Origin of the sequence: Streptomyces sp. NPDC048291, assembly GCF_043201715.1 — a bacterium.
Classification (GTDB): Bacteria; Actinomycetota; Actinomycetes; order Streptomycetales; family Streptomycetaceae; genus Streptomyces.
This window is the reverse complement of sequence record NZ_JBICZC010000016.1, coordinates 43,351-62,340: the sequence shown is the minus strand read 5'-3', so window position 1 is coordinate 62,340 and position 18,990 is coordinate 43,351. Positions and strand designations below refer to the sequence as shown.

General features: G+C 71.0%; 19 protein-coding genes. 13 read left to right on the top strand and 6 right to left on the bottom strand.

The genetic code is table 11. From position 1 onward, the window contains the following. Positions 1–22: 22 nt before the first annotated feature. Positions 23–916, bottom strand: a complete 894-nt coding sequence (locus ACGF5O_RS38155; RefSeq protein WP_362600197.1) for an RNA polymerase sigma factor SigF — start codon at positions 914–916, stop codon at positions 23–25. A 322-nt stretch (positions 917–1,238) separates the two neighbouring features. Between ACGF5O_RS38155 and ACGF5O_RS38150 the strand changes: the two genes are divergently transcribed. The 6 genes from ACGF5O_RS38150 (at position 1,239) to ACGF5O_RS38125 (ending at position 6,632) form a co-directional block, all read left to right on the top strand. Then, a complete protein-coding gene (locus tag ACGF5O_RS38150) occupies positions 1,239–1,649 on the top strand; it encodes an STAS domain-containing protein (RefSeq protein WP_393814515.1) in 411 nt (136 codons plus the stop codon). 184 nt (positions 1,650–1,833) lie between these two features. Further along, positions 1,834–2,352, top strand: a complete 519-nt coding sequence (locus ACGF5O_RS38145; RefSeq protein WP_393814514.1) for an ATP-binding protein — start codon at positions 1,834–1,836, stop codon at positions 2,350–2,352. Between the two features lie 222 nt (positions 2,353–2,574). Next, complete coding sequence (locus tag ACGF5O_RS38140; RefSeq protein ID WP_393814513.1) at positions 2,575–3,294, top strand: LPXTG cell wall anchor domain-containing protein; 720 nt, start codon at positions 2,575–2,577, stop codon at positions 3,292–3,294. Positions 3,295–3,322: 28 nt separating this feature from the next. Then, positions 3,323–4,201 carry a hypothetical protein gene (locus ACGF5O_RS38135; protein ID WP_393814512.1) on the top strand — a complete coding sequence of 293 codons (879 nt, stop codon included), beginning with the start codon at positions 3,323–3,325 and terminating at the stop codon, positions 4,199–4,201. A 17-nt stretch (positions 4,202–4,218) separates the two neighbouring features. After that, positions 4,219–5,319: a hypothetical protein gene (locus ACGF5O_RS38130; RefSeq protein ID WP_393814718.1), complete on the top strand. Its 1,101-nt coding sequence runs from the start codon at positions 4,219–4,221 to the stop codon at positions 5,317–5,319. A 2-nt stretch (positions 5,320–5,321) separates the two neighbouring features. Next, the gene (locus tag ACGF5O_RS38125) at positions 5,322–6,632 is read left to right on the top strand and encodes a hypothetical protein (protein WP_393814511.1); all 1,311 of its coding nucleotides are present in this window, start codon (positions 5,322–5,324) and stop codon (positions 6,630–6,632) included. A gap of 135 nt (positions 6,633–6,767) precedes the next feature. Here the strand turns inward: ACGF5O_RS38125 and ACGF5O_RS38120 are convergent, their stop codons facing one another. After that, positions 6,768–8,264, bottom strand: a complete 1,497-nt coding sequence (locus ACGF5O_RS38120) for an oligopeptide:H+ symporter (RefSeq protein ID WP_393814510.1) — start codon at positions 8,262–8,264, stop codon at positions 6,768–6,770. A 490-nt stretch (positions 8,265–8,754) separates the two neighbouring features. Here ACGF5O_RS38120 and ACGF5O_RS38115 point away from each other — a divergent pair, with 490 nt between their 5' ends. Continuing rightward, entirely contained in the window at positions 8,755–9,432 is a 678-nt protein-coding gene (locus tag ACGF5O_RS38115) for a response regulator transcription factor (protein WP_016436346.1), read from the top strand. A 109-nt stretch (positions 9,433–9,541) separates the two neighbouring features. Then, complete coding sequence (locus tag ACGF5O_RS38110; protein WP_393814509.1) at positions 9,542–10,813, top strand: ATP-binding protein; 1,272 nt, start codon at positions 9,542–9,544, stop codon at positions 10,811–10,813. Between the two features lie 31 nt (positions 10,814–10,844). Here the strand turns inward: ACGF5O_RS38110 and ACGF5O_RS38105 are convergent, their stop codons facing one another. Beyond that, positions 10,845–11,348 (bottom strand): GtrA family protein, encoded by a 504-nt coding sequence (locus ACGF5O_RS38105; RefSeq protein WP_393814508.1) that lies wholly within the window; start codon positions 11,346–11,348, stop codon positions 10,845–10,847. 217 nt (positions 11,349–11,565) lie between these two features. On the opposite strand from ACGF5O_RS38105, the gene ACGF5O_RS38100 reads away from it, so the two are divergent. From ACGF5O_RS38100 to ACGF5O_RS38085, 4 genes are all read left to right on the top strand, one after another. Further along, entirely contained in the window at positions 11,566–12,705 is a 1,140-nt protein-coding gene (locus ACGF5O_RS38100; RefSeq protein ID WP_393814507.1) for a 5-(carboxyamino)imidazole ribonucleotide synthase, read from the top strand. After that, positions 12,702–13,235 carry a 5-(carboxyamino)imidazole ribonucleotide mutase gene (purE, locus tag ACGF5O_RS38095; protein WP_393814506.1) on the top strand — a complete coding sequence of 178 codons (534 nt, stop codon included), beginning with the start codon at positions 12,702–12,704 and terminating at the stop codon, positions 13,233–13,235. Before ACGF5O_RS38100 ends, purE begins: the two co-directional genes overlap by 4 nt. A 21-nt stretch (positions 13,236–13,256) precedes the next feature. After that, positions 13,257–14,435: a dipeptidase gene (locus tag ACGF5O_RS38090; RefSeq protein WP_393814505.1), complete on the top strand. Its 1,179-nt coding sequence runs from the start codon at positions 13,257–13,259 to the stop codon at positions 14,433–14,435. A gap of 186 nt (positions 14,436–14,621) precedes the next feature. Then, positions 14,622–15,719, top strand: a complete 1,098-nt coding sequence (locus ACGF5O_RS38085) for a dipeptidase (protein WP_393814504.1) — start codon at positions 14,622–14,624, stop codon at positions 15,717–15,719. A gap of 143 nt (positions 15,720–15,862) precedes the next feature. Here ACGF5O_RS38085 and ACGF5O_RS38080 read toward each other — a convergent pair whose 3' ends face one another. Together ACGF5O_RS38080 and ACGF5O_RS38075 are read right to left on the bottom strand one after the other, a co-directional pair. Beyond that, on the bottom strand, positions 15,863–16,252 hold the full coding sequence (locus tag ACGF5O_RS38080) for a VOC family protein (protein ID WP_393814503.1): 390 nt from the start codon (positions 16,250–16,252) through the stop codon (positions 15,863–15,865). A 34-nt stretch (positions 16,253–16,286) separates the two neighbouring features. Beyond that, entirely contained in the window at positions 16,287–16,646 is a 360-nt protein-coding gene (locus ACGF5O_RS38075) for a VOC family protein (protein WP_393814502.1), read from the bottom strand. Between the two features lie 117 nt (positions 16,647–16,763). Here ACGF5O_RS38075 and ACGF5O_RS38070 point away from each other — a divergent pair, with 117 nt between their 5' ends. After that, positions 16,764–17,270 (top strand): CGNR zinc finger domain-containing protein, encoded by a 507-nt coding sequence (locus tag ACGF5O_RS38070; protein ID WP_393814501.1) that lies wholly within the window; start codon positions 16,764–16,766, stop codon positions 17,268–17,270. A gap of 206 nt (positions 17,271–17,476) precedes the next feature. Here ACGF5O_RS38070 and ACGF5O_RS38065 read toward each other — a convergent pair whose 3' ends face one another. Further along, a complete protein-coding gene (locus ACGF5O_RS38065; protein ID WP_393814500.1) occupies positions 17,477–18,820 on the bottom strand; it encodes a UDP-glucose dehydrogenase family protein in 1,344 nt (447 codons plus the stop codon). Positions 18,821–18,990 lie beyond the last annotated feature (170 nt).

The following is an 18,990-nucleotide window of genomic DNA, read 5'->3' as shown; positions in this document are numbered from 1 at the left end:
CGGTGCGGCGGTCCGGCCGGGGTCATTCCTCCACTGTCAGGGCCCTGCGCAGCTGCACGAGCGTGCGGGACAACAGCCGGGAGACGTGCATCTGGGAGATCCCGAGCTCGTCGCCGATCTCCGACTGGGTCATGCCCGCGACGAAACGGAGGGAGAGGATGGTGCGGTCCCTGGCCGGGAGTTCGGCGATGAGGGGCTTGAGGGACTCGATGTACTCGATGCCCTCCAGGCCGTGGTCCTCGTAGCCGATGCGGTCCGCCAGGGCGCCCTCGGACTCGTCCTCCTCGGGCTGCGCGTCCAGGGAGGAGGCGGTGTAGGCGTTGGACGCCGCCATGCCCTCGACGACCTCCTCGTCGGACAGGCCGAGGCGTTCCGCGAGTTCCGTGACGGTGGGGGCGCGGTCCAGCTTCTGGGCCAGTTCGTCGCCCGCCTTGGCGAGGTCGAGGCGGAGCTCCTGGAGGCGGCGCGGGACGCGTACCGACCACGACGTGTCGCGGAAGAAGCGCTTGATCTCGCCGATGATCGTGGGCATCGCGAAGGTGGGGAACTCGACGCCGCGGGAGAGTTCGAAGCGGTCGATCGCCTTGATCAGGCCGATGGTGCCGACCTGGATGATGTCCTCCATCGGCTCGCTGCGGGAGCGGAAGCGGGAGGCGGCGAACTTGACCAGCGCGAGGTTCAGCTCGACGAGGGTGTTGCGGACGTACGAATATTCGTGCGTGCCTTCCTCCAGCGACTCCAGCCGCTCGAAGAGGGTCTTGGACAGGGCTCGCGCGTCGACCGCGTCGACCTCGTCGTACGGGGGGATCTCCGGAAGTCCGAGTTCCGCGAAGAATCCCTCGATGGCATCCAGTTGTTCCGGTGGGGGTGTCGACGTCGCCGTGTGGGCGTGCGAGGCGTCGAGCCGGGGTGACATGGTGTCCTCCATCGTTCTCGGCAATGAGGCTGCCGGAGCCGTGCGTGCACTGCGGTGTGCGGCGCCTCCAAAGCCGGCCGTGTCGGTTACGAGTCCCTGCCTGTACGTGTCCCTACTAGCCCTACCCGCTCCGGCGAGCCGGTCGCAAGTCCGTTCTATTAGGGTTTGTCCTGTTCTGAGAGGTTGTTCGGGTGTCGGGTTGCGTGCAGAAGGCGTAATGTTCGAGGGCGTCGGCACGGCGTTCGGGCGGACATCGGTGGGCATCGTCGGGCAACGGCCGGACGGTGGCAAAAGCGGTCACGACCTCGGGAGAGAGACGGCAATGGACCACGGGACGGTCGGCAGCGCACAGTCGGGCCGGCTGCTGGTGGAGGTGCGGGAAGAGCGCTCCAGCGCCGTCGTGATTCCGGCGGGTGAGCTCGATCACCACACCGCCGACCTGTTGCGCGAGCCGCTCGACGATCTCCTCGACAAGGGCTTCTCGCGCCTTGTCGTCGACTGCTCACGCCTGGAGTTCTGCGACTCCACCGGGCTGAACGTGCTGCTCGGTGCCCGGCTGCGGGCCGAGGCCGCCGGGGGCGGGGTGCACCTCGCCGGGATGCTGCCCGTCGTCGCCCGGGTCTTCGAGATCACCGGCGCCGAGGCGGTCTTCACCGTCCACGACTCCGTCGAGGCGGCGCTGGCCGACGACGACGGTGGCGGTGGGGGCGGCGCGACCGGCGGCAAGGGCTGAGCCCCGGCCGGCCCGGCGTCCGGAAACCGGGGGGTGTTCCCGTGGATCGCTCGGGCAGGAGAGATTCTGGATCTGTCGCCGCCCGGCCCGGACCGTTCGAGCCGGGCGCGCAGGCAGGTCCGTACGAACCGCAGCAACCCGATATTTTCCATGTGAACCGGTGAATCGGTGAGGTGAAGCGCTGATGAGCACCACCCGGCCTTACCCGCCGGGCGACCGCGGCCCGGAGCCCAGCGGCGCTTCGGGGATGTCCGAGGAGGCGGCGTCCGACGAGCTGCCGGCCTCGACGGGGGGTCGTCAGGTCCGCAGTCTGCGCCTCCACGGCGAGAGCGGGGTCGTACCGCTCGCCCGCGATTTCACCCGCCAGGCGCTGCACGCGTGGGGGTGGCTGCCGGCCGCGACGGCCGACCGCAGGGCCGCCGCCGAGGATGTGCTGCTCGTCGTCTCCGAACTCGTCACGAACGCGTGCCTGCATGCGGAGGGGCCGGACGAGCTGTTCCTGGCCTGCGACCGGAAGGTGATCCGGGTGGAGGTGTCCGACCGCGGGGTCGGGGAGCCGGCACCGCGGACGCCGCATCGGGCGGGCCGGCCGGGGGGGCACGGGATGTTCATCGTGCAGCGGTTGTGTCTGGACTGGGGGGTTGTGCGGACCGCCGGGGCGGCCGGGAAGACCGTGTGGGCGGAGTTGGGGGCGCCGGCGTAAGGGGGCGCCGCGTTGGTTTTCGGCTGACGGCCGGTGGGGGTTGATCGCGCAGTTCCCCGCGCCCCTTTCGGGGCGCTTCAGTCGCGGACGCTTTCAGACGTACGGGGCGCTTCTGCATCCCCACACTTCCGCCACGCCCTTTCTCTTCCCTCCTTATGAGCCCCGGCGTACCTTGACGGCCGAATCTGATACCTCGTCAGTAACGAATGGGGTGGACCGACCGTGTCGTCGTACCCGAAACGTACCGCCGTGCTCGCGTCCGCCGCCGCCCTGGCCGGATCGGCGGTGCTGCTCGCCGCCCCCGCGGCGCACGCCTCCGTCGTCAACGTCAACTACCACTGCAAGACGCCGATCGGCGACAAGAGCGCCGTCTCCCCGATCGACATCACGGGCGTCAAGAGCGGCAGCGGCTACAAGATCACGATGTCCTGGCAGAAGGGCGTCTCCTCCAGCCCCGTCGAACTCGGCAAGGGCGCGATGAACCCGAGCGCCACCATCAAACTCGGCGGCGCCGACAGCGGCACCCTGAACGTCACCGGCCCCGCCAACCAGGCCGCGATCCCCGCCAACACCCCCATAAAGATCAACGACTTGAGCGGCACCTACACCCCGGAGAAGTCCGGCAAGGTGACGTTCACGGCGGGCACGCTCACCATCAAGGCGCTCGGTACGACGACCACCTGCACCCCCACCAACAACCCCGGCCCGTCCCTCTCTCTGGACGTGACCGCGGCGGGCGGCGGTTCGAGCAGCTCCGGCAGCTCCGGCAGTTCGGGCTCGTCGTCGTCCGGCGGTACCGGCACCGACTCCGGCGGCACCCTCCCCAAGACCGGTCCCGAGGACTCGTTCGTCGCCCTCGGCACCCTCGGCGGCACCGTGCTCCTCGCGGGCGCGGCCGGCACCCTCTGGCTGACCCGGCGGAACCAGACCGTACGCCGCTGACCTCCGGGTCCGACCGCTGGAGCCGCCCATGCCGTCCGCCCAGTCCGCCGCCCGTGTCCTCGGCCTCGCCGCGCTGACCGTGCTCGCCAGCGCCCCGCGCGCGTCGGCCGCCGAGGGCTGGTCCCTCGCGCCCGCGGGCGGCGGCCGGCCGTCCTTCTACGCCGAGGGCACCCCCGGGACGGTCCTCCAGGACACCGTGTCGGTGACCAACTCCGGCCGACACCCGCTCACGTTACGGCTGTCCGGCACAGGCACAGGCACAGGCACCGGCACCGGCGCCCGCGTCCCCGTCACCTTCGCCGAGGACAGCGTGCGCGTCCCCGCCCGGACCCGTGCCGACGTCCCCTTCACCGTGACCGTCCCGGCGGGTGCCGCGCCCGGGGACCGGGTCGGCGGGCTCGTCGCCGAGGACCGCGCCGGCCGCACCGCCACCGTCCGGATCCGGCTGCGCGTCGGCGGCCCCGCGCTCTCCGCGCTGACCGTCGAACACCTCGCCGTCCACGGCGACCGCATCACGTACGAACTGGTCAACCGGGGTACGACCGTGCTCGTACCCAGGCTCGCGGTGCACGCCTACGGAGTCTTCGGCCGGGTCCTCCTGGACCGGTCCCCGCGCACCCTCCCGGTCCGCCTCGCCCCGGGCACCCGTACCCGGCTCAGCGAGCCCTGGCCCGGCCACCCCGCCCTGGACGCGGCCGATGTCCGGCTGACGGCGACGGCGGCGGGCGGCGCACGGGACACGGCGAGCACGCGGGCCCGGTTCGTGCCCTGGGACGCGGTGGCGGGGACCGCGGGCGCGCTGACGGCGGGGGCCGCCGTGACGGCCGTACGACTACGCAGGCGGCGTGCCCACCGGGCGGCCGAACCCACCTCCACGGAGGTCGAGTTGACGGGAGCGGTGAGGTGAGGGTGCGGGTGTTCCTGATGCTGACGGCGGTGTGCGCGCTGCTCCTGGCGGCGCCCATGGCGGCAGCCGCCGGCGGGCCGACCGTGAAGGTGTCCGAGTCCCAGGCGGGCACGGGCGGTTCGGTCACCGTCAGCGGCACCGGCTGGCGGCCGCACACCCTGCTGATGATGCTGGTCTGCGGTCAGTCCAGTCCGTCCCGGGGCGTGATCGGCGGCACCAACTCCTGCGCCAACGCCGACGGACGGGCCGTCACCACCGACGCGAACGGCTCCTTCGGCAAGCAGCTCCCGGTCGCCGAACCGCCGGTCCCCTGCCCGTGCGTGGTGCACGTGGCCACCGTGACCGGGGCCAGTGCCGACGCGGACGCCGCGTTCCAGGTCGCCGGACACCCCGTCAAGGCGCTGCCCCCCGCGTCCACCGGCGGTCGCCTGTCGATGCTCACCGACACCCGCCTCGACGGGTCCTCGGGCCTGCTGACCTGGTTCGGCGCGCCGCCCTCCCGCACCCTCGTCTTCACCATCGGCAACGCGGGCACCTCCACCCTGAAGGACCCCGTCTTCCAGGTCGGCACCGCGCACGGCGTGTTCGCCCCCGAGTGGGACGAGCAGCAGTGGCACGGCACCCTCGCACCCGGCAAGAAGGCGGAGGTCAAACTGCCCGTCGAGCTCTCCGCCGGGGCACACGGCGACTACGCCGTCTCCCTGAGGTACGACGGCAAGGTCCTCGCCGAACAGCCCTGGGGCGTCGGCCGCCCCTGGGGCGTGACCCTGTTCTGGCTGCTGCTCTGCGTGGTCGTACCGGCGGCCGTCTTCCGGATCGGCATGGCGGTGGTGGACCGGGTACGGCCGCCCCGCGCCGGCGGCATCCGGCACCGGGGAGTGCCCCGCCCGGTCTTCCGCGTGCCGCACCTGCGCGCCGCCCCGGAGCCCACGCCCTCGGCGGCCGCCACCACCTCGACCCTGCCGTGGTTCACGCCGGACTCCGGTCCGGGCGCGACGGGCGGCCGGCTCTCCGCACCGCACGACGACAGTTCCACGAGTCCGACGGCTCCGACGGCTCCGACGACGCCGACGAGTCCGACGACGCCGACGACTCCGACGACGAAAGGACCGACGTGATCATGCGAAGGAGAGTGACACCGGTACCGGCCAGAGCGGGCGCGGCGGCGGCCGCCCTGGTCCTCGCCGGGGCGGGCGCCCTGCTCGGCACGGCCGCGGGGACCGCCCAGGCGGCCGAGGTGTCGTACGCCACCCACTGCGTACCGCCCGCCGGGGTCGCCGACCCGATCGACGGGACCACCAAGGTCGAGATCACCGCGCCCGCCACGGCGAAGGTCGGCGACACCGTCGACATCACCTGGAAGTTCGTGCAGGCCGCGTCCAAGAACCCGGACATCATCGACCTGCCCGCGAACACGGTCCAGCCGTCCGGCACGGTCAAGGCGGCCGGCGCCCAGACCGCCGACGTCGCGATGCAGGGGCCGCGCGAGAACCCGGCGATCCCCAAGGGCGGCGACATGGTGCTGTCGAACATGACGGGCTCGCTGAAACTGACCTCGCCCGGTGAGGTGACGCTCGCACCGGACGCGTACACCGTCAACGCGTACGGGACGAACACCGTGTGCACCCCGACCGGCACGGTGGAGAAGGCGGCCACGATCGAGGTGACGGCCGGGGACGGTTCGTCGAGCGGATCGGCGTCGCCCTCGGACACCGGATCGGCCTCCCCGTCGGGCTCGGCGAGCCCGTCCGACTCGGCATCCCCTTCCGATTCGGCTTCCGCGTCCGCCTCCGACGGCACGGGCACCGGCCAGACCGACTTCACCGGCAAGGAGGTCGACATCCCCTACGCCTGCAAGACACCGATCGGCGACAAGAGCGCGACCTCGCCGGTGCAGATCAACGCCAAGAAGGACGGCGGCAGTTTCGACCTCACCGTGCAGTTCAACGGGTCGGTGATGGACAGCCCCGCCGACATCCCGGCGGACTCGGTGAAGCCGTCGATGGAGGTGGTCCTGGGCGGTGCCGACAGGGGCACGGTCCATGTGGAGGGCCCCACCAACTCCTCCGCCATCAAGTCCGGCGACCCGATCGAGATCCCGGACCTGACGGGCACGTACAAGCCGGGGGCGAGCGGCGAGTCGACGCTGTCACCGGGCGTCCTGACGGTCGAGGCCCTCGGTACGACGACCACCTGCACGCCGACGAAGACCCAGGTCTCCCTGACCCTGGACACGACGGAACAGGCGAGCGGCGCGTCGGGCAGCACGTCGACATCGGGCGGCTCGTCGAGCAGTAGCAGCAGCGGCGGCCTCGCGGAGACCGGCGACAGCAGCAACGGCGCACTCAAGGCGCTGGGCCTGGTGGCGGGAACGGCCATCCTGCTGGGCGGCGCGGTCTTCACCTTCATGCCTCGAAAGAGGACCAGGTAATTCCCTAGGGGCGCGGGGCTGTATCTGATGTGCGGCTCTGCCGCGTGGGCGCGACCAGCCCCCACGGACCGTTGGCCGACAACGCACGAGGGCCACCCCATTCAAAAGAATGGGGTGGCCCTCCGTCGGAGACGTCTAGTGAACGTCGCCCATCAGCTCGCGTACCTTCTTCCGGTACATCCACACGGCCACACCGGCCAGCACCGCCAACGCCGCCTGGAACGCGACGATCCCCGTCTTGTTCAGGTCGACACCCGCGATGGACAGCAGCCCGGTCGTCGCGTCACCCGCGGTGACCGCGAGGAACCACACGCCCATCATCTGGGACGCGTACTTCGCCGGAGCCATCTTGGTCGTGACCGACAGACCCACCGGGGACAGCATCAGCTCACCCACGGTCTGCACGAAGTAGATCCCGACCAGCCACATCGCCGCGGCCTTGTGCCCGCCGTCGGCGATCGACAGCGGCGCCAGGAACAGGAAGAACGACGCACCGATCAGCACCAGACCACCGGCGAACTTCACGGCCGTGCTCGGCTCCTTGCCGCGCCGCGCCATCGCCAGCCACGCCCAGGCGAAGACCGGCGCGAACGCCATGATCATGACCGGGTTGACGGACTGGTACCAGGAGACCGGGAAGTTCCAGCCGAAGATCGTGTTCTTGGCGGAGGCGTCGGCGAACAGGGAGACGGTCGAACCGCCCTGGTCGTAGATCATCCAGAAGACGGCGGCGGCCACGAAGAACCAGATGTAGGCGCTCATCTTGGACTGCTCGGCGCGGTCCAGGTCCTTGTCCCGCTTGATGCGACCGATGACGACGACCGGGATCACCAGACCGGCGATGGTGATCGGGACCAGCAGCCAGTTCAGGGTGTAGACGCCGGAGACACCGACGACGACGTAGAAGACCGCGGCGACGGCGGCCCAGAAGCCGGCCTTCGCCAGCGTCGCCTTCTTCTCCGCGTCGGACAGCGGGGTGGGGACGATGTCCGAACGCGAGCTCAGGTGGCGGGTGCCGAGCAGGAACTGGGCGAGACCCAGCGCCATGCCGACCGCGGCCAGCGCGAAGCCCAGGTGCCAGTTGTAGTTCTCGCCGACCGTGCCGATGACCAGCGGCGCGGCGAACGCGCCCACGTTGATGCCGATGTAGAAGAGCGTGAAGCCACCGTCACGGCGCGGGTCGTCCGGGCCCTCGTACAGGTGGCCCACCATCGTCGAGATGTTGGCCTTCAGCAGACCGGAACCTATGGCGACCAGGCCGAGGCCCGCGAAGAAGGTGCCGGAGCTGGGCAGCGCCAGCGTCAGGTGGCCGATCATGATGATCGCGCCCGCCACGGCGACCGTCTTGCGGGGACCGAGGACACGGTCGGCGAACCAGCCGCCCGGCAGGGCGAGCAGGTACACGAGCGACAGGTACACGGAGTAGATCGCCGTCGCCGTGGCCGCGCTCATGTGCAGGCCGCCGGGAGCGACCAGGTACAGCGGGAGCAGGGCCTTCATGCCGTAGTAGGAGAACCGCTCCCACATCTCGGTCATGAAGAGAGTGGCCAGTCCGCGGGGGTGGCCGAAGAAGGTCTTCTCGGAACCGGGGGTGCCCGGTCGGACCGAGTCCTTCGTCAGGCTGGACGCCATGGTCGTTCCTTGCTGGTCGGAGCACGCGGTGGGGCTGTGCGCGCCCGTGGGGGGAGCGGCCGGCACCGGCGGGTCGGACCGTCCACCCCACGCCCAGGGGGAGCCCGCCCCGGATCACGGGGCGGCGGACGGCGACCACCGGGATCCACGCCCCGTGACGCTGTGTCGCGTCCGGAGCCCGGCCAGAGGTCATTCCTTTCGAGGCTGGCAGGCCAGCCCGCACACAAAAGAGACCTTCAGCGTCAAGATGCCCACCAAAGGTCCCCGGGTGTACTACAGGCGTTCACGTCACTGTACGTCAGGACACTGCCGGATATGGAAGGACTTGAGACACGGATCACAGGTGTCGGAGGAACCTCGCACCCGGTTTCGAAGGTCCCTTCTACGATCGCACCTCGCGCCCACAGGTTCGTACCACTGTGCCCCAAGGTAAGAATCCCTGGTGCCGATCACACTCCAGTACTGCGCGTAATCGGACTACCATCACCCCATGACCCGTGTACTGCTCGCCGAGGACGACGCGTCCATCTCGGAGCCGCTGGCCCGCGCACTGCGCCGGGAAGGTTACGAGGTGGAGGTGCGCGAGGACGGACCCACCGCGCTCGACGCCGGAATGCAGGGCGGCGTCGACCTGGTCGTGCTGGACCTCGGGCTGCCCGGCATGGACGGCCTGGAGGTGGCGCGCCGGCTGCGTGCCGAGGGCCACGCCGTGCCGATCCTCATCCTGACCGCGCGGGCCGACGAGGTGGACACCGTCGTCGGCCTGGACGCGGGCGCCGACGACTACGTCACGAAGCCGTTCCGCCTCGCCGAACTGCTCGCCCGGGTGCGGGCGCTGCTCCGGCGCGGCGCCGCGGAGCCCGCGCAGCCGCCGGCCACGCACGGTGTGCGGATCGACGTCGAGTCGCACCGGGCGTGGATGGGCGACGAGGAACTCCAGCTCACCGCGAAGGAGTTCGACCTGCTGCGGGTGCTGGTGCGGGACGCGGGGCGGGTCGTCACGCGGGACCAGCTGATGCGGGAGGTCTGGGACACGACGTGGTGGTCGTCGACCAAGACGCTCGACATGCACATCTCGTGGCTGCGCAAGAAGCTCGGCGACGATGCGGCGAACCCGCGGTACATCGCTACCGTGCGTGGTGTCGGGTTCCGTTTCGAAAAGAGTTGAGTGGTGGGTGGCACATCACAGCGCGCGACCGACCGTCGTGTGTGGTTGCTCGCGCCCACGCGGCGGAGCCGCAAATGTCAGCGCCCCGCGCCCCTGACGGGGCGCTGAAATGCGGCGTCGGCTGATTCAGTCCACGTTGGCCGTCGTGCTCGTCGTCATCGCCGTCTTCGGTGTCTCTCTTGTCATCGTCGAGTCGCGGACCATCAGCAACAGTGCGCAGGAACGTGTCGACTCCGAGGCGCTGCGTCTCGCCAGCATCGTCGACAGCCGGATCCTCGGGGACGAGGACGTCACCGCCGAGATACTGCGCAGCCAGGTCGGCAAGGACCAGTACGCCGTCATCCGGATCCCGGGGAAGCCGGTGATCGAGCTCGGGGCGAAGCCCGAGGGCGATGTCATCCACTACACGGCCGACGGTGAGGAAGGCGAGACGGTCACCGTCCAGGAGCCGCGCTCGACCGTGACCCGGGAGGTCGGCCGTACGCTGCTGATCATCGGGGCCGTCGCACTGCTCGCCGTGATCGCCGCCGTGCTGCTCGCGATCCGGCAGGCCAACCGGCTGGCCTCCCCGCTGACCGACCTCGCGGAGACCGCCGAGCGGCTGGGGTCCGGTGATCCGCGGCCCCGGCACAAGCGGTACGGCGTGCCCGAGCTGGACCGGGTCGCCGACGTGCTGGACTCCTCCGCCGAGCGGATCGGGCGGATGCTCACCGCCGAGCGGCGCCTCGCCGCCGACGCCTCCCACCAGCTGCGCACCCCGCTGACCGCGCTGTCCATGCGTCTGGAGGAGATCACCCTCACCGACGACCCGGACATCGTGAAGGAGGAGGCGAACGTGGCGTTGACGCAGGTGGAGCGGTTGACGGATGTGGTCGAACGGCTGCTGACGAACTCCCGCGACCCGCGCACCGGCTCCGCCGTCTCCTTCGACCTGGACGAGGTCATCCAGCAGCAGCTCGCCGAGTGGCGGCCCGCCTACCGCGGCGTGGGCCGGGCGATCGTCAGCTCCGGCAAGCGGCACCTGCGCGCGGTCGGTACGCCGGGCGCGGTGGCGCAGGTGCTGGCCGCGCTGATCGAGAACTCGCTGATGCACGGCGGCGGCACCGTCGCCCTGCGGACCAGGGTGACCGGCAACCAGGCGGTCGTCGAGGTGACCGACGAGGGTTCCGGCGTCCCCGCCGACCTGGGCAACCGCATCTTCGAGCGGACCATCAGCGGCCGGAACTCCACCGGGATCGGGCTGGCCGTCGCCCGGGACCTCGCGGAGGCCGACGGCGGCCGCCTGGAGCTGCTCCAGGCCCAGCCGCCGGTGTTCGGTCTGTTCCTGTCCCGCACCCCGCCGCCGCACAAGCCGGAGGAGGACCTGCCGATGGTCCGCTAGGACCTGCCAGGAACTGCCCGCGGTGTCGTCTCTACCGGACCCGCTGTGCGGGCTTCTCGGTGTCGGCGGCCCGCTCCAGGATGGCCTCCGCGTCGGCGACCGCCTCACGCGCCGGCAGCGTCTTGAACACCCACGTGCGGTACGACCAGAAACGGAACAGCGTCGCCACGCCGATGCCGACGAACTTGGAGACGTTGCTCTGCAGCGGGCTGTCCCAGCCGAAGCCGTAGGTGGCCAGATACAGCAGACCGTTCTCGATCACCAGGCCGACCGCGCTGAACAGCAGGAACAGGGTGAGTTCCTTGGTGCGGCCGCTCTTCTCGCGGTCCCGGTACGTCCAGTAGCGGAAGCCGAGGTAATTGAAGACGATCGCGACGACCGTCGCTATGACGCTCGCCCGCACGACCGGCAGGTCGGTGACGTGCCGGACCAGGTTGAAGACACCGAGATTGACGAGAATGCCGGCCCCGCCGACCGCGCCGAATTTGGCGACTTCGCGTACGAGCCGTTGCAGCCCCGAGGAACCACGTTCCATGGTTGTGCGGGCTCCTGTCCGTAGGTATTACGACCCAGCCACTCTAACGACCCAGTATCTCCGATGGCTGTGGATGGCGACACAGGTCGGGAAAGGCTTGGGAAGAGCTCCGGAAAGGCGCGGGAAGAGCGGGGCAAGAGACGCCGAAGCGGCGGGTAAGAGCCCAGGCCGCGGCGGCGGAAACAGGTCACCCCGGCGTGGCCGATACCCTAGGGGCGTGACGTTCCCGGTAGTCGGCATGGTCGGCGGGGGTCAGCTCGCGCGTATGACGCACGAGGCGGGCATCCCGCTGGGCATCAGGTTCAAGCTCCTCAGTGACACTCCCCAGGATTCCGCGGCCCAGGTGGTGAGCGATGTCGTCGTCGGCGACTACCGCGACCTGGAGACGCTGCGCGCGTTCGCGCGCGGCTGCGACGTGATCACCTTCGACCACGAGCACGTGCCCACCGAGCACCTGCGGGCCCTGGAGGCGGACGGCATCCCCGTGCGCCCCGGCCCGGACGCGCTGGTGCACGCCCAGGACAAGGGCGTGATGCGCGCGAAGCTCACGGAGATCGGCGTGCCGTGCCCGCGGCACCGGATCGTGGCCGACCAGGAGGACGTGGTCCGGTTCGCGGCCGAGGGCGACGGCTTCCCCGTCGTCCTGAAGACCGTGCGCGGCGGCTACGACGGCAAGGGCGTGTGGGTCGTCGAGACCGCGGAGGAGGCCACCGACCCCTTCCGGGCCGGCGTGCCGGTCCTCGCCGAGGAGAAGGTCGACTACGTCCGCGAGCTCGCCGCCAACGTCGTACGCTCCCCGCACGGCCAGGCCGTCGCCTATCCGGTGGTCGAGTCGCAGCAGGTCAACGGCGTCTGCGACACCGTGATCGCGCCCGCCCCCGACCTGGACGAGTCGCTCGCCCTGCAGGCCGAGGAGATGGCCCTGCGGATCGCCAAGGAACTGGGCGTGGTCGGCCACCTGGCCGTCGAGCTGTTCCAGACCCGCGACGGCCGCATCCTCGTCAACGAACTGGCGATGCGCCCGCACAACTCCGGCCACTGGAGCCAGGACGGCGCCATCACCAGCCAGTTCGCCAACCACGTGCGGGCCGTCCTCGACCTGCCCCTGGGCGACCCGCGGCCCCGCGCCAGGTGGACGGTCATGGTCAACGTCCTGGGCGGCGACTACCCGGACATGTACTCCGCGTACCTGCACTGCATGGCCCGCGACCCGAAACTGAAGATCCACATGTACGGCAAGGACGTGAAGCCCGGCCGCAAGGTCGGCCACGTCAACACCTACGGCGACGACCTGGACGACGTTCTCGAGCGCGCACGTCACGCTGCCGGCTACCTGAGAGGCACGATCACCGAATGAGCACCGCCGTTGGCCCCGTCGTGGGCATCGTGATGGGATCCGACTCCGACTGGCCCGTCATGGAGGCCGCCGCCCAGGCCCTCGACGAGTTCGAGATCGCGTACGAGGTGGACGTCGTCTCCGCGCACCGCATGCCGCGCGAGATGGTGACGTACGGCGAGCGGGCCGCCGAGCGCGGCCTGAAGGTGATCATCGCGGGTGCGGGCGGCGCCGCCCACCTCCCGGGCATGCTCGCCTCCGTCACCCCCCTCCCGGTCATCGGCGTACCGGTCCCGCTGAAGTACCTCGACGGCATGGACAGCCTGCTGTCCATCGTGCAGATGCCGGCCGGCGTCCCGGTCGCCACCGTCTCCGTCGCCGGTGCCCGCAACGCGGGCCTGCTGGCCGCCCGCATCCTCGCCGCCCACGACGAGGAACTGCTGCAACGGATGCGCGACTTCCAGCAGGACCTCAACGACCAGGCCACCGAGAAGGGCAAGCGGCTGCGGGCCAAGGTCGAGGGCTCCAACGGCTTCGGCTTCGGCAAGTAGGACTCCGGGAAGTAACACGCAATGACGTCCCTCGATGAAGCCCGGTCCCTGCTGCGCGAGTTCCCGGTCGTCGACGGCCACAACGACCTGCCGTACGCACTGCGCGAGCAGGTCCGCTACGACCTCGACGCCCGTGACATCGCCGCTCACCAGAACGCCCACCTGCACACCGACATCCCGCGGCTGCGGGAGGGCGGGGTCGGTGCGCAGTACTGGTCGGTGTACGTCCGCTCGGACCTGCCGGGCGCCGTCCCGGCCACCCTCGAACAGATCGACTGCGTACGGCAGCTGATCGCCCGTTACCCGGCCGACCTGCGGGCCGCGCTGACCGCCGCCGACATGGAGGCGGCGCGCGCCGAGGGCCGCATCGCCTCCCTGATGGGCGCGGAGGGCGGCCACTCCATCGACAACTCGCTGGGCACCCTGCGCGGCCTGTACGAGCTGGGCGTGCGCTACATGACGCTCACCCACAACGACAACAACGACTGGGCGGACTCGGCGACCGACGAGCCGAACGTCGGCGGCCTGTCGGCCTTCGGCCGCGAGGTCGTACGGGAGATGAACCGGCTGGGCATGCTGGTCGACCTCTCCCACGTGGCGGCCACCACCATGCGGGCCGCCCTCGACACGACCGCCGCCCCGGTGATCTTCTCCCACTCCTCCTCCCGGGCGGTCTGCGACCACCCCCGCAACATCCCGGACGACGTCCTCGAACGCCTGCCCGGCAACGGCGGCATGGCGATGGTGACGTTCGTGCCGAAGTTCGTGCTCCAGGCGGCGGTCGACTGGACGGCGGCGGCCGACGACAACATGCGCGCCCACGGCTTCCACCACCTCGACACCACCGAGGCGGCGATGAAGGTCCACCGGGCCTTCGAGGAGACCACCCCGCGCCCGGTCGCCACCACCGCCACGGTCGCCGACCACCTCGACCACATGCGCGAGGTCGCCGGCATCGACCACCTCGGCATCGGCGGCGACTACGACGGCACGGCCTTCACCCCCGACGGCCTGAACGACGTCTCCGGCTACCCCAACCTCGTCGCCGAGCTCCTCGACCGCGGCTGGTCCAGGCCCGACCTGGCGAAGCTGACCTGGCAGAACGCGGTCCGGGTGCTGGGCGCGGCGGAGGACGTGGCCCGCGGCCTTCAGGAGACGCGGCGGCCGTCCCACGCGACGATCGCCGACCTCGACGGCTGAGGCGGTCTGCGAGGGCCGTCCGTAAGGGCCGTCCATGAGGGCCGTCCATGAGGGCTGTCCGCATGGGCCGGGCGTTCGGGGCGTACCCCCGAACGCCCCGTCCACCAGGAACCCTCCCGGTCTGCCGTGCGACGGTGAGCTACAGCCCCTTCACGACGTAGCTCAGGACGACGTACGGAGCCCTTCATGGCCGACCTCCAGCACGACATCCACACCACGACCGAGGTCGGCAGGGAGGACTACCTCCCGGACGACCCGTTCCCGCTGGAATCCGGCTCCGCGTTCCTGGAGCGGGCCCACGCGCTGCTGGAGGCGCATCCGGTCGCGGACGGCTACAGCGGGCTGCCCCGGGCGCTCGGGGCGCTGCCCTGGTACGACCTGGAGCTGGGCGAGACGGCCGTGGACACGGACGTGCCCCGGCTGCGCGAGGGGCACGTGGGCGCGCTGTTCTGGTCGCTGGACCTGCCGGCGCAGGAGTGGGGCGACCGGGCCGTGGGGGCCACCCTGGAGCAGCTGGACCTGGTACGCCGGGTGGTCGAGATGCACCCGGAGGGGCTCCGCCTGGTGCGCACCGCCGGCCAGGTCATCGACGCCCGCAACTGCGGCCGCGTCGCCGTCGTCCTCGGCCCTGCCTCCGCCGCCGCCGTCGGCGACTCCCTCGGCATCCTGCGGGTCCTGCAGTCCCTGGGGCTGCGCGTGCTCTCCCTGGCGGGTGCCGCCTGGGCGGGGGAGGCGGGGCTGACCCGGTTCGGCGAGGAGGTGGTCCGGGAGATGAACCGGCTCGGGGTGCTCGCCGACCTGTCCGGTGCCCCGGAGGCGGCTCTCGCCCGGGCGCTGGCGCTCTCCAAGACCCCGGTCCTGTGCACCCGCTCCGCCGCCGCGGCCGTCCGCCCGCATCCCGCCAACCTCTCCGACGAGCTGCTCGGGCAGCTGAGGGAGCACAAGGGCGTCTGCATGGTGCCGCTGGCCGCCGAGCAGACCGGGCCGACCGTCCCGGACGTCGCCGACCACCTCGACCACGTCCGGGTGGTCGCGGGCCCCGAGTGCGTCGCCCTGTCGGGCACCTACGACTCAGGCGTCGCGCACCCCCGCGACCTCGACGACACCTCCGGCTACCCCCACCTGATCGCCGAGCTGCTCCGACGCGGCTGGTCGGAGATCGAACTGTCCCTGCTGACCTGGGGCAACGTCCAGCGGGCGCTGCGCAGCGCCGACTTCACCGCCCGCGCGACCCAGCGCCGCAGGGAGCCGAACCCGCCCCGCCCGGCCGACACCGAGGCCTGATCGGCCGGTCTCGTCACCCGGTCTCGTCACCCGGTCTCGTCACCCGGTCTCGTCACCCGGTCTCGTCACCCGGTCGTGTCACCTGGTCGTGTCAGCCGGTCGTGTCAGCCGGTCGTGTCAGCCGGTCCGATCAGCCGGTCCGATCAGTCGATCCGGCACAGGCAGAAGGGATGGCCGGCCGGGTCGGCGAAGACCCGGAAGTCCTCCGCCACGGGGTCCTCCTCGCGCCGCAGCAGCCGCGCCCCCAGCGCCAGCGCCTTCTTCTCCGCCGCGTCGACGTCCTCCCACGTCGGACCCGCGTCGAAGTCGAGATGGAACTGCTGCGAGTTGTGGTCAGCCCGCGGCCACTCCGGCGGGACGTACCCCTCCGCCAGCTGGAAGCCCAGCCGCAGCCCGTCCGGCAGCCGCAGCACCACCCAGTCGTCCTCCTCGGCCACCAGGGTGCCCCCGACGAGGGCCGCGTAGAAGGCGGCCAGCGCGTGCGGGTCGGGACAGTCGATCACTACGTTGCGCAAACGGGTGACGGACGCCATCAGCACTCCCTCTCTCTCGACGGGCACAGGTCGCTCAACAGGCACAGAGGCAGAACGGGTGCCCGGCCGGGTCGGCGTACACCCGGAAACTGCGTTCCCGGTCCGCCGCGTCCAGCGGCTTCGCGCCCAGCTCCAGCACCCCCTTCTCGGCCGCGTCCAGGTCGTCCACCGTCAGGTCCAGGTGGAACTGCTGCGAGTCCTCGGGCGCGGGCCACCGCGGCGCCACGAATCCGGGCGCCCGCTGGAACGCCAGCGCCTGCCCGCCGGGCACCGCCAGGTCCACCCAGTCCCCGTCCTCCTCGACGGTGCCGCCCAGCACGCCGGCGTAGAAACCGGCCAGCGCGGACGGGTCGGGACAGTCCAGGACGACGACACCGAGCTTGGCGAGAGCCATGACTTCCTCCTCGAAGTGGGAGTTACCTCTAAAGCCGTTCAACCAGTAACTTCGGTTACCGCATGGTCCCGCAGCAGAGGTAACGTCGCAACCGGATTTCGGAGGTGACTTGCAGGGATGAGTGAGAGATCGCCCGCGCCGGGCGGCCTGGCCCTGGTCGAGGCACTGGTGAACACCCTGGACCTCGAATCGGGCGCCGACGCGCTCGACACGGCGGACGGCAGGGCACGCCTCGGCATCACGGAGGCCGACCTCTCACCTGCGCGCGCCCTCCGTGAATCCCTGCGCGCCACCCTTCTCGCGCATGCCGGGTACCCCCCGCACCAGGAGGTCGCGCCACTGGGCGAACTGCTCGCGCAGGCCCCCCTGCACGTCGCCGTCGACCCCGCCGACGGCTCGGCGACCCTCGCCCCCGCCGACCCCGCCCCGCTGCTCTCCCGCGTAGCCGTGGCCGTCGCCACCGCCGCGATCGAGGGCACCTGGACCCGCCTCAAGGCCTGCGAGGCCGACACCTGTCACTGGGCGTTCTACGACCGCAGCCCGGCCGGCCGCGGTCGCTGGTGCTCGATGCAGGTGTGCGGGGCGCGTGCCAAGATGCGCCGGTACCGGGCCAAGGACCGGTAAGCCACAGCCTGTTCACCGGAAAAGCGTGTGCCGGGTGGTGCAGAATGCAACAAGACACCGGTTCGGCCGACTGAGCCTCGGCCGAACCGGTGTCGTCCGGTTCCATCGATCGCCCTGGGCATGAGCGCCCCGTAAGGGGCGCGGGGCTGTATTGAATATGCGGCTACCGCCGCGTGGGCGCGACCAGCCCCCACCCACCCGCAGCCCTACGCGGTCGGCCGCCCCATGGCGCGATACGTCCACCCGGCCCGCCGCCAGTGCTCCGGCTCCAGCGCGTTCCGCCCGTCGAGGATGACCTTCTCCGCGGCCACCCCTCCCAGCACCGCCGGGTCCAGCTCCCGGAACTCCCGCCACTCCGTCAGGTGCAGCACGACATGCGCCCCCCGCACGGCCTCCAGCGCGGTCTCCGCGTAGCCGAGCGTCGGGAACAGCCGCCGCGCGTTGTCCATGCCCTTCGGGTCGTACACCGTCACCTGGCCGCCCTGCAGATGGATCTGCCCGGCGACGTTCAGCGCCGGCGAGTCCCGGACGTCGTCCGAGTCCGGCTTGAACGTCGCGCCGAGCACCGCGACCCGCTTCCCGAGGAACGACCCGCCGCCGAGCGCGTCCCGGGCCATCTCGACCATCTGGCCCCGGCGCCGCATGTTGATGGAGTCGATCTCGCGCAGGAAGGTCAGCGCCTGGTCGGCACCGAGCTCACCGGCCCGCGCCATGAACGCCCGGATGTCCTTCGGCAGGCAGCCGCCGCCGAACCCGATCCCGGCCCGCAGGAACTTCTTCCCGATCCGGTCGTCGTGCCCGATCGCCTCGGCCAGCTTGGCGACGTCACCGCCCGCGGCCTCGCACACCTCCGCCATCGCGTTGATGAAGGAGATCTTCGTGGCCAGGAAGGAGTTCGCCGAGGTCTTCACCAGCTCGGCCGTCGGGAAGTCGGTCACCACGAACGGCGTACCCTCGCCGACCGGCGTCGCGTACACCTCGCGCAGCAGCTTCTCGGCGCGTTCGCTGTGCACGCCGACCACGATCCGGTCGGGGTGCAGCGTGTCGCTCACGGCGAAGCCCTCGCGCAGGAACTCCGGGTTCCAGGCCAGCTCCGCATCGGCCCCGGCCGGCGCGTGCTCGGCGAGGTAGGCGGCCAGCCGTTCGGCCGAACCGACCGGCACCGTCGACTTGCCGACGACGAGCGCGGGCCCGGTCAGGTGCGGGGCCAGCGAGGCGATCGCGGAGTCGACGTACGACATGTCGCAGGCGTACTCGCCGTGCTTCTGCGGGGTGTTCACACAGACGAAGTGGACGTCGCCGAAGGCGCCCACCTCGGCCCAGTCGGTGGTGAAGCGCAGCCGCCCGGAGGAGCCCTCGAAGCCCGCCACGTGCCGGCGCAGCAGCTCGTCGAGACCCGGCTCGTACATCGGGGTCTCGCCGCGCTCCAGCATCGCGATCTTCTCGGGTACGACGTCCAGCCCGAGTACCTCGAAGCCGAGCTCCGCCATGGCCGCGGCATGCGTGGCGCCGAGATAGCCGGTGCCGATCACAGTGATCTTGAGGCTCATGGAACGCTCCAGCTCGGGGACGTGGGTGCTGCTGCGGGGCCGAGCATAACCGGGCCCCCTTGCGGGCAACTTTCCCGCTGTCGCGTACCTCACGTCACCGTTCCGTGGGCCGCGTTCTAAACTTTGAGTTACTTAACAGTAATTAGCGTCGGCACCATCTCGTCTGGAGT

Coding starts and splice junctions, on each gene's coding strand:
- ACGF5O_RS38155 (WP_362600197.1), bottom strand. CDS start 916: ATGTCACCCCGGCTCGACGCCTCGCACGCCCACACGGCGACGTCGACA.
- ACGF5O_RS38150 (WP_393814515.1), top strand. CDS start 1,239: ATGGACCACGGGACGGTCGGCAGCGCACAGTCGGGCCGGCTGCTGGTG.
- ACGF5O_RS38145 (WP_393814514.1), top strand. CDS start 1,834: ATGAGCACCACCCGGCCTTACCCGCCGGGCGACCGCGGCCCGGAGCCC.
- ACGF5O_RS38135 (WP_393814512.1), top strand. CDS start 3,323: ATGCCGTCCGCCCAGTCCGCCGCCCGTGTCCTCGGCCTCGCCGCGCTG.
- ACGF5O_RS38130 (WP_393814718.1), top strand. CDS start 4,219: ATGCTGACGGCGGTGTGCGCGCTGCTCCTGGCGGCGCCCATGGCGGCA.
- ACGF5O_RS38125 (WP_393814511.1), top strand. CDS start 5,322: ATGCGAAGGAGAGTGACACCGGTACCGGCCAGAGCGGGCGCGGCGGCG.
- ACGF5O_RS38120 (WP_393814510.1), bottom strand. CDS start 8,264: ATGGCGTCCAGCCTGACGAAGGACTCGGTCCGACCGGGCACCCCCGGT.
- ACGF5O_RS38115 (WP_016436346.1), top strand. CDS start 8,755: ATGACCCGTGTACTGCTCGCCGAGGACGACGCGTCCATCTCGGAGCCG.
- ACGF5O_RS38110 (WP_393814509.1), top strand. CDS start 9,542: ATGCGGCGTCGGCTGATTCAGTCCACGTTGGCCGTCGTGCTCGTCGTC.
- ACGF5O_RS38105 (WP_393814508.1), bottom strand. CDS start 11,348: ATGGAACGTGGTTCCTCGGGGCTGCAACGGCTCGTACGCGAAGTCGCC.
- purE (WP_393814506.1), top strand. CDS start 12,702: ATGAGCACCGCCGTTGGCCCCGTCGTGGGCATCGTGATGGGATCCGAC.
- ACGF5O_RS38090 (WP_393814505.1), top strand. CDS start 13,257: ATGACGTCCCTCGATGAAGCCCGGTCCCTGCTGCGCGAGTTCCCGGTC.
- ACGF5O_RS38085 (WP_393814504.1), top strand. CDS start 14,622: ATGGCCGACCTCCAGCACGACATCCACACCACGACCGAGGTCGGCAGG.
- ACGF5O_RS38080 (WP_393814503.1), bottom strand. CDS start 16,252: ATGGCGTCCGTCACCCGTTTGCGCAACGTAGTGATCGACTGTCCCGAC.
- ACGF5O_RS38075 (WP_393814502.1), bottom strand. CDS start 16,646: ATGGCTCTCGCCAAGCTCGGTGTCGTCGTCCTGGACTGTCCCGACCCG.
- ACGF5O_RS38070 (WP_393814501.1), top strand. CDS start 16,764: ATGAGTGAGAGATCGCCCGCGCCGGGCGGCCTGGCCCTGGTCGAGGCA.
- ACGF5O_RS38065 (WP_393814500.1), bottom strand. CDS start 18,820: ATGAGCCTCAAGATCACTGTGATCGGCACCGGCTATCTCGGCGCCACG.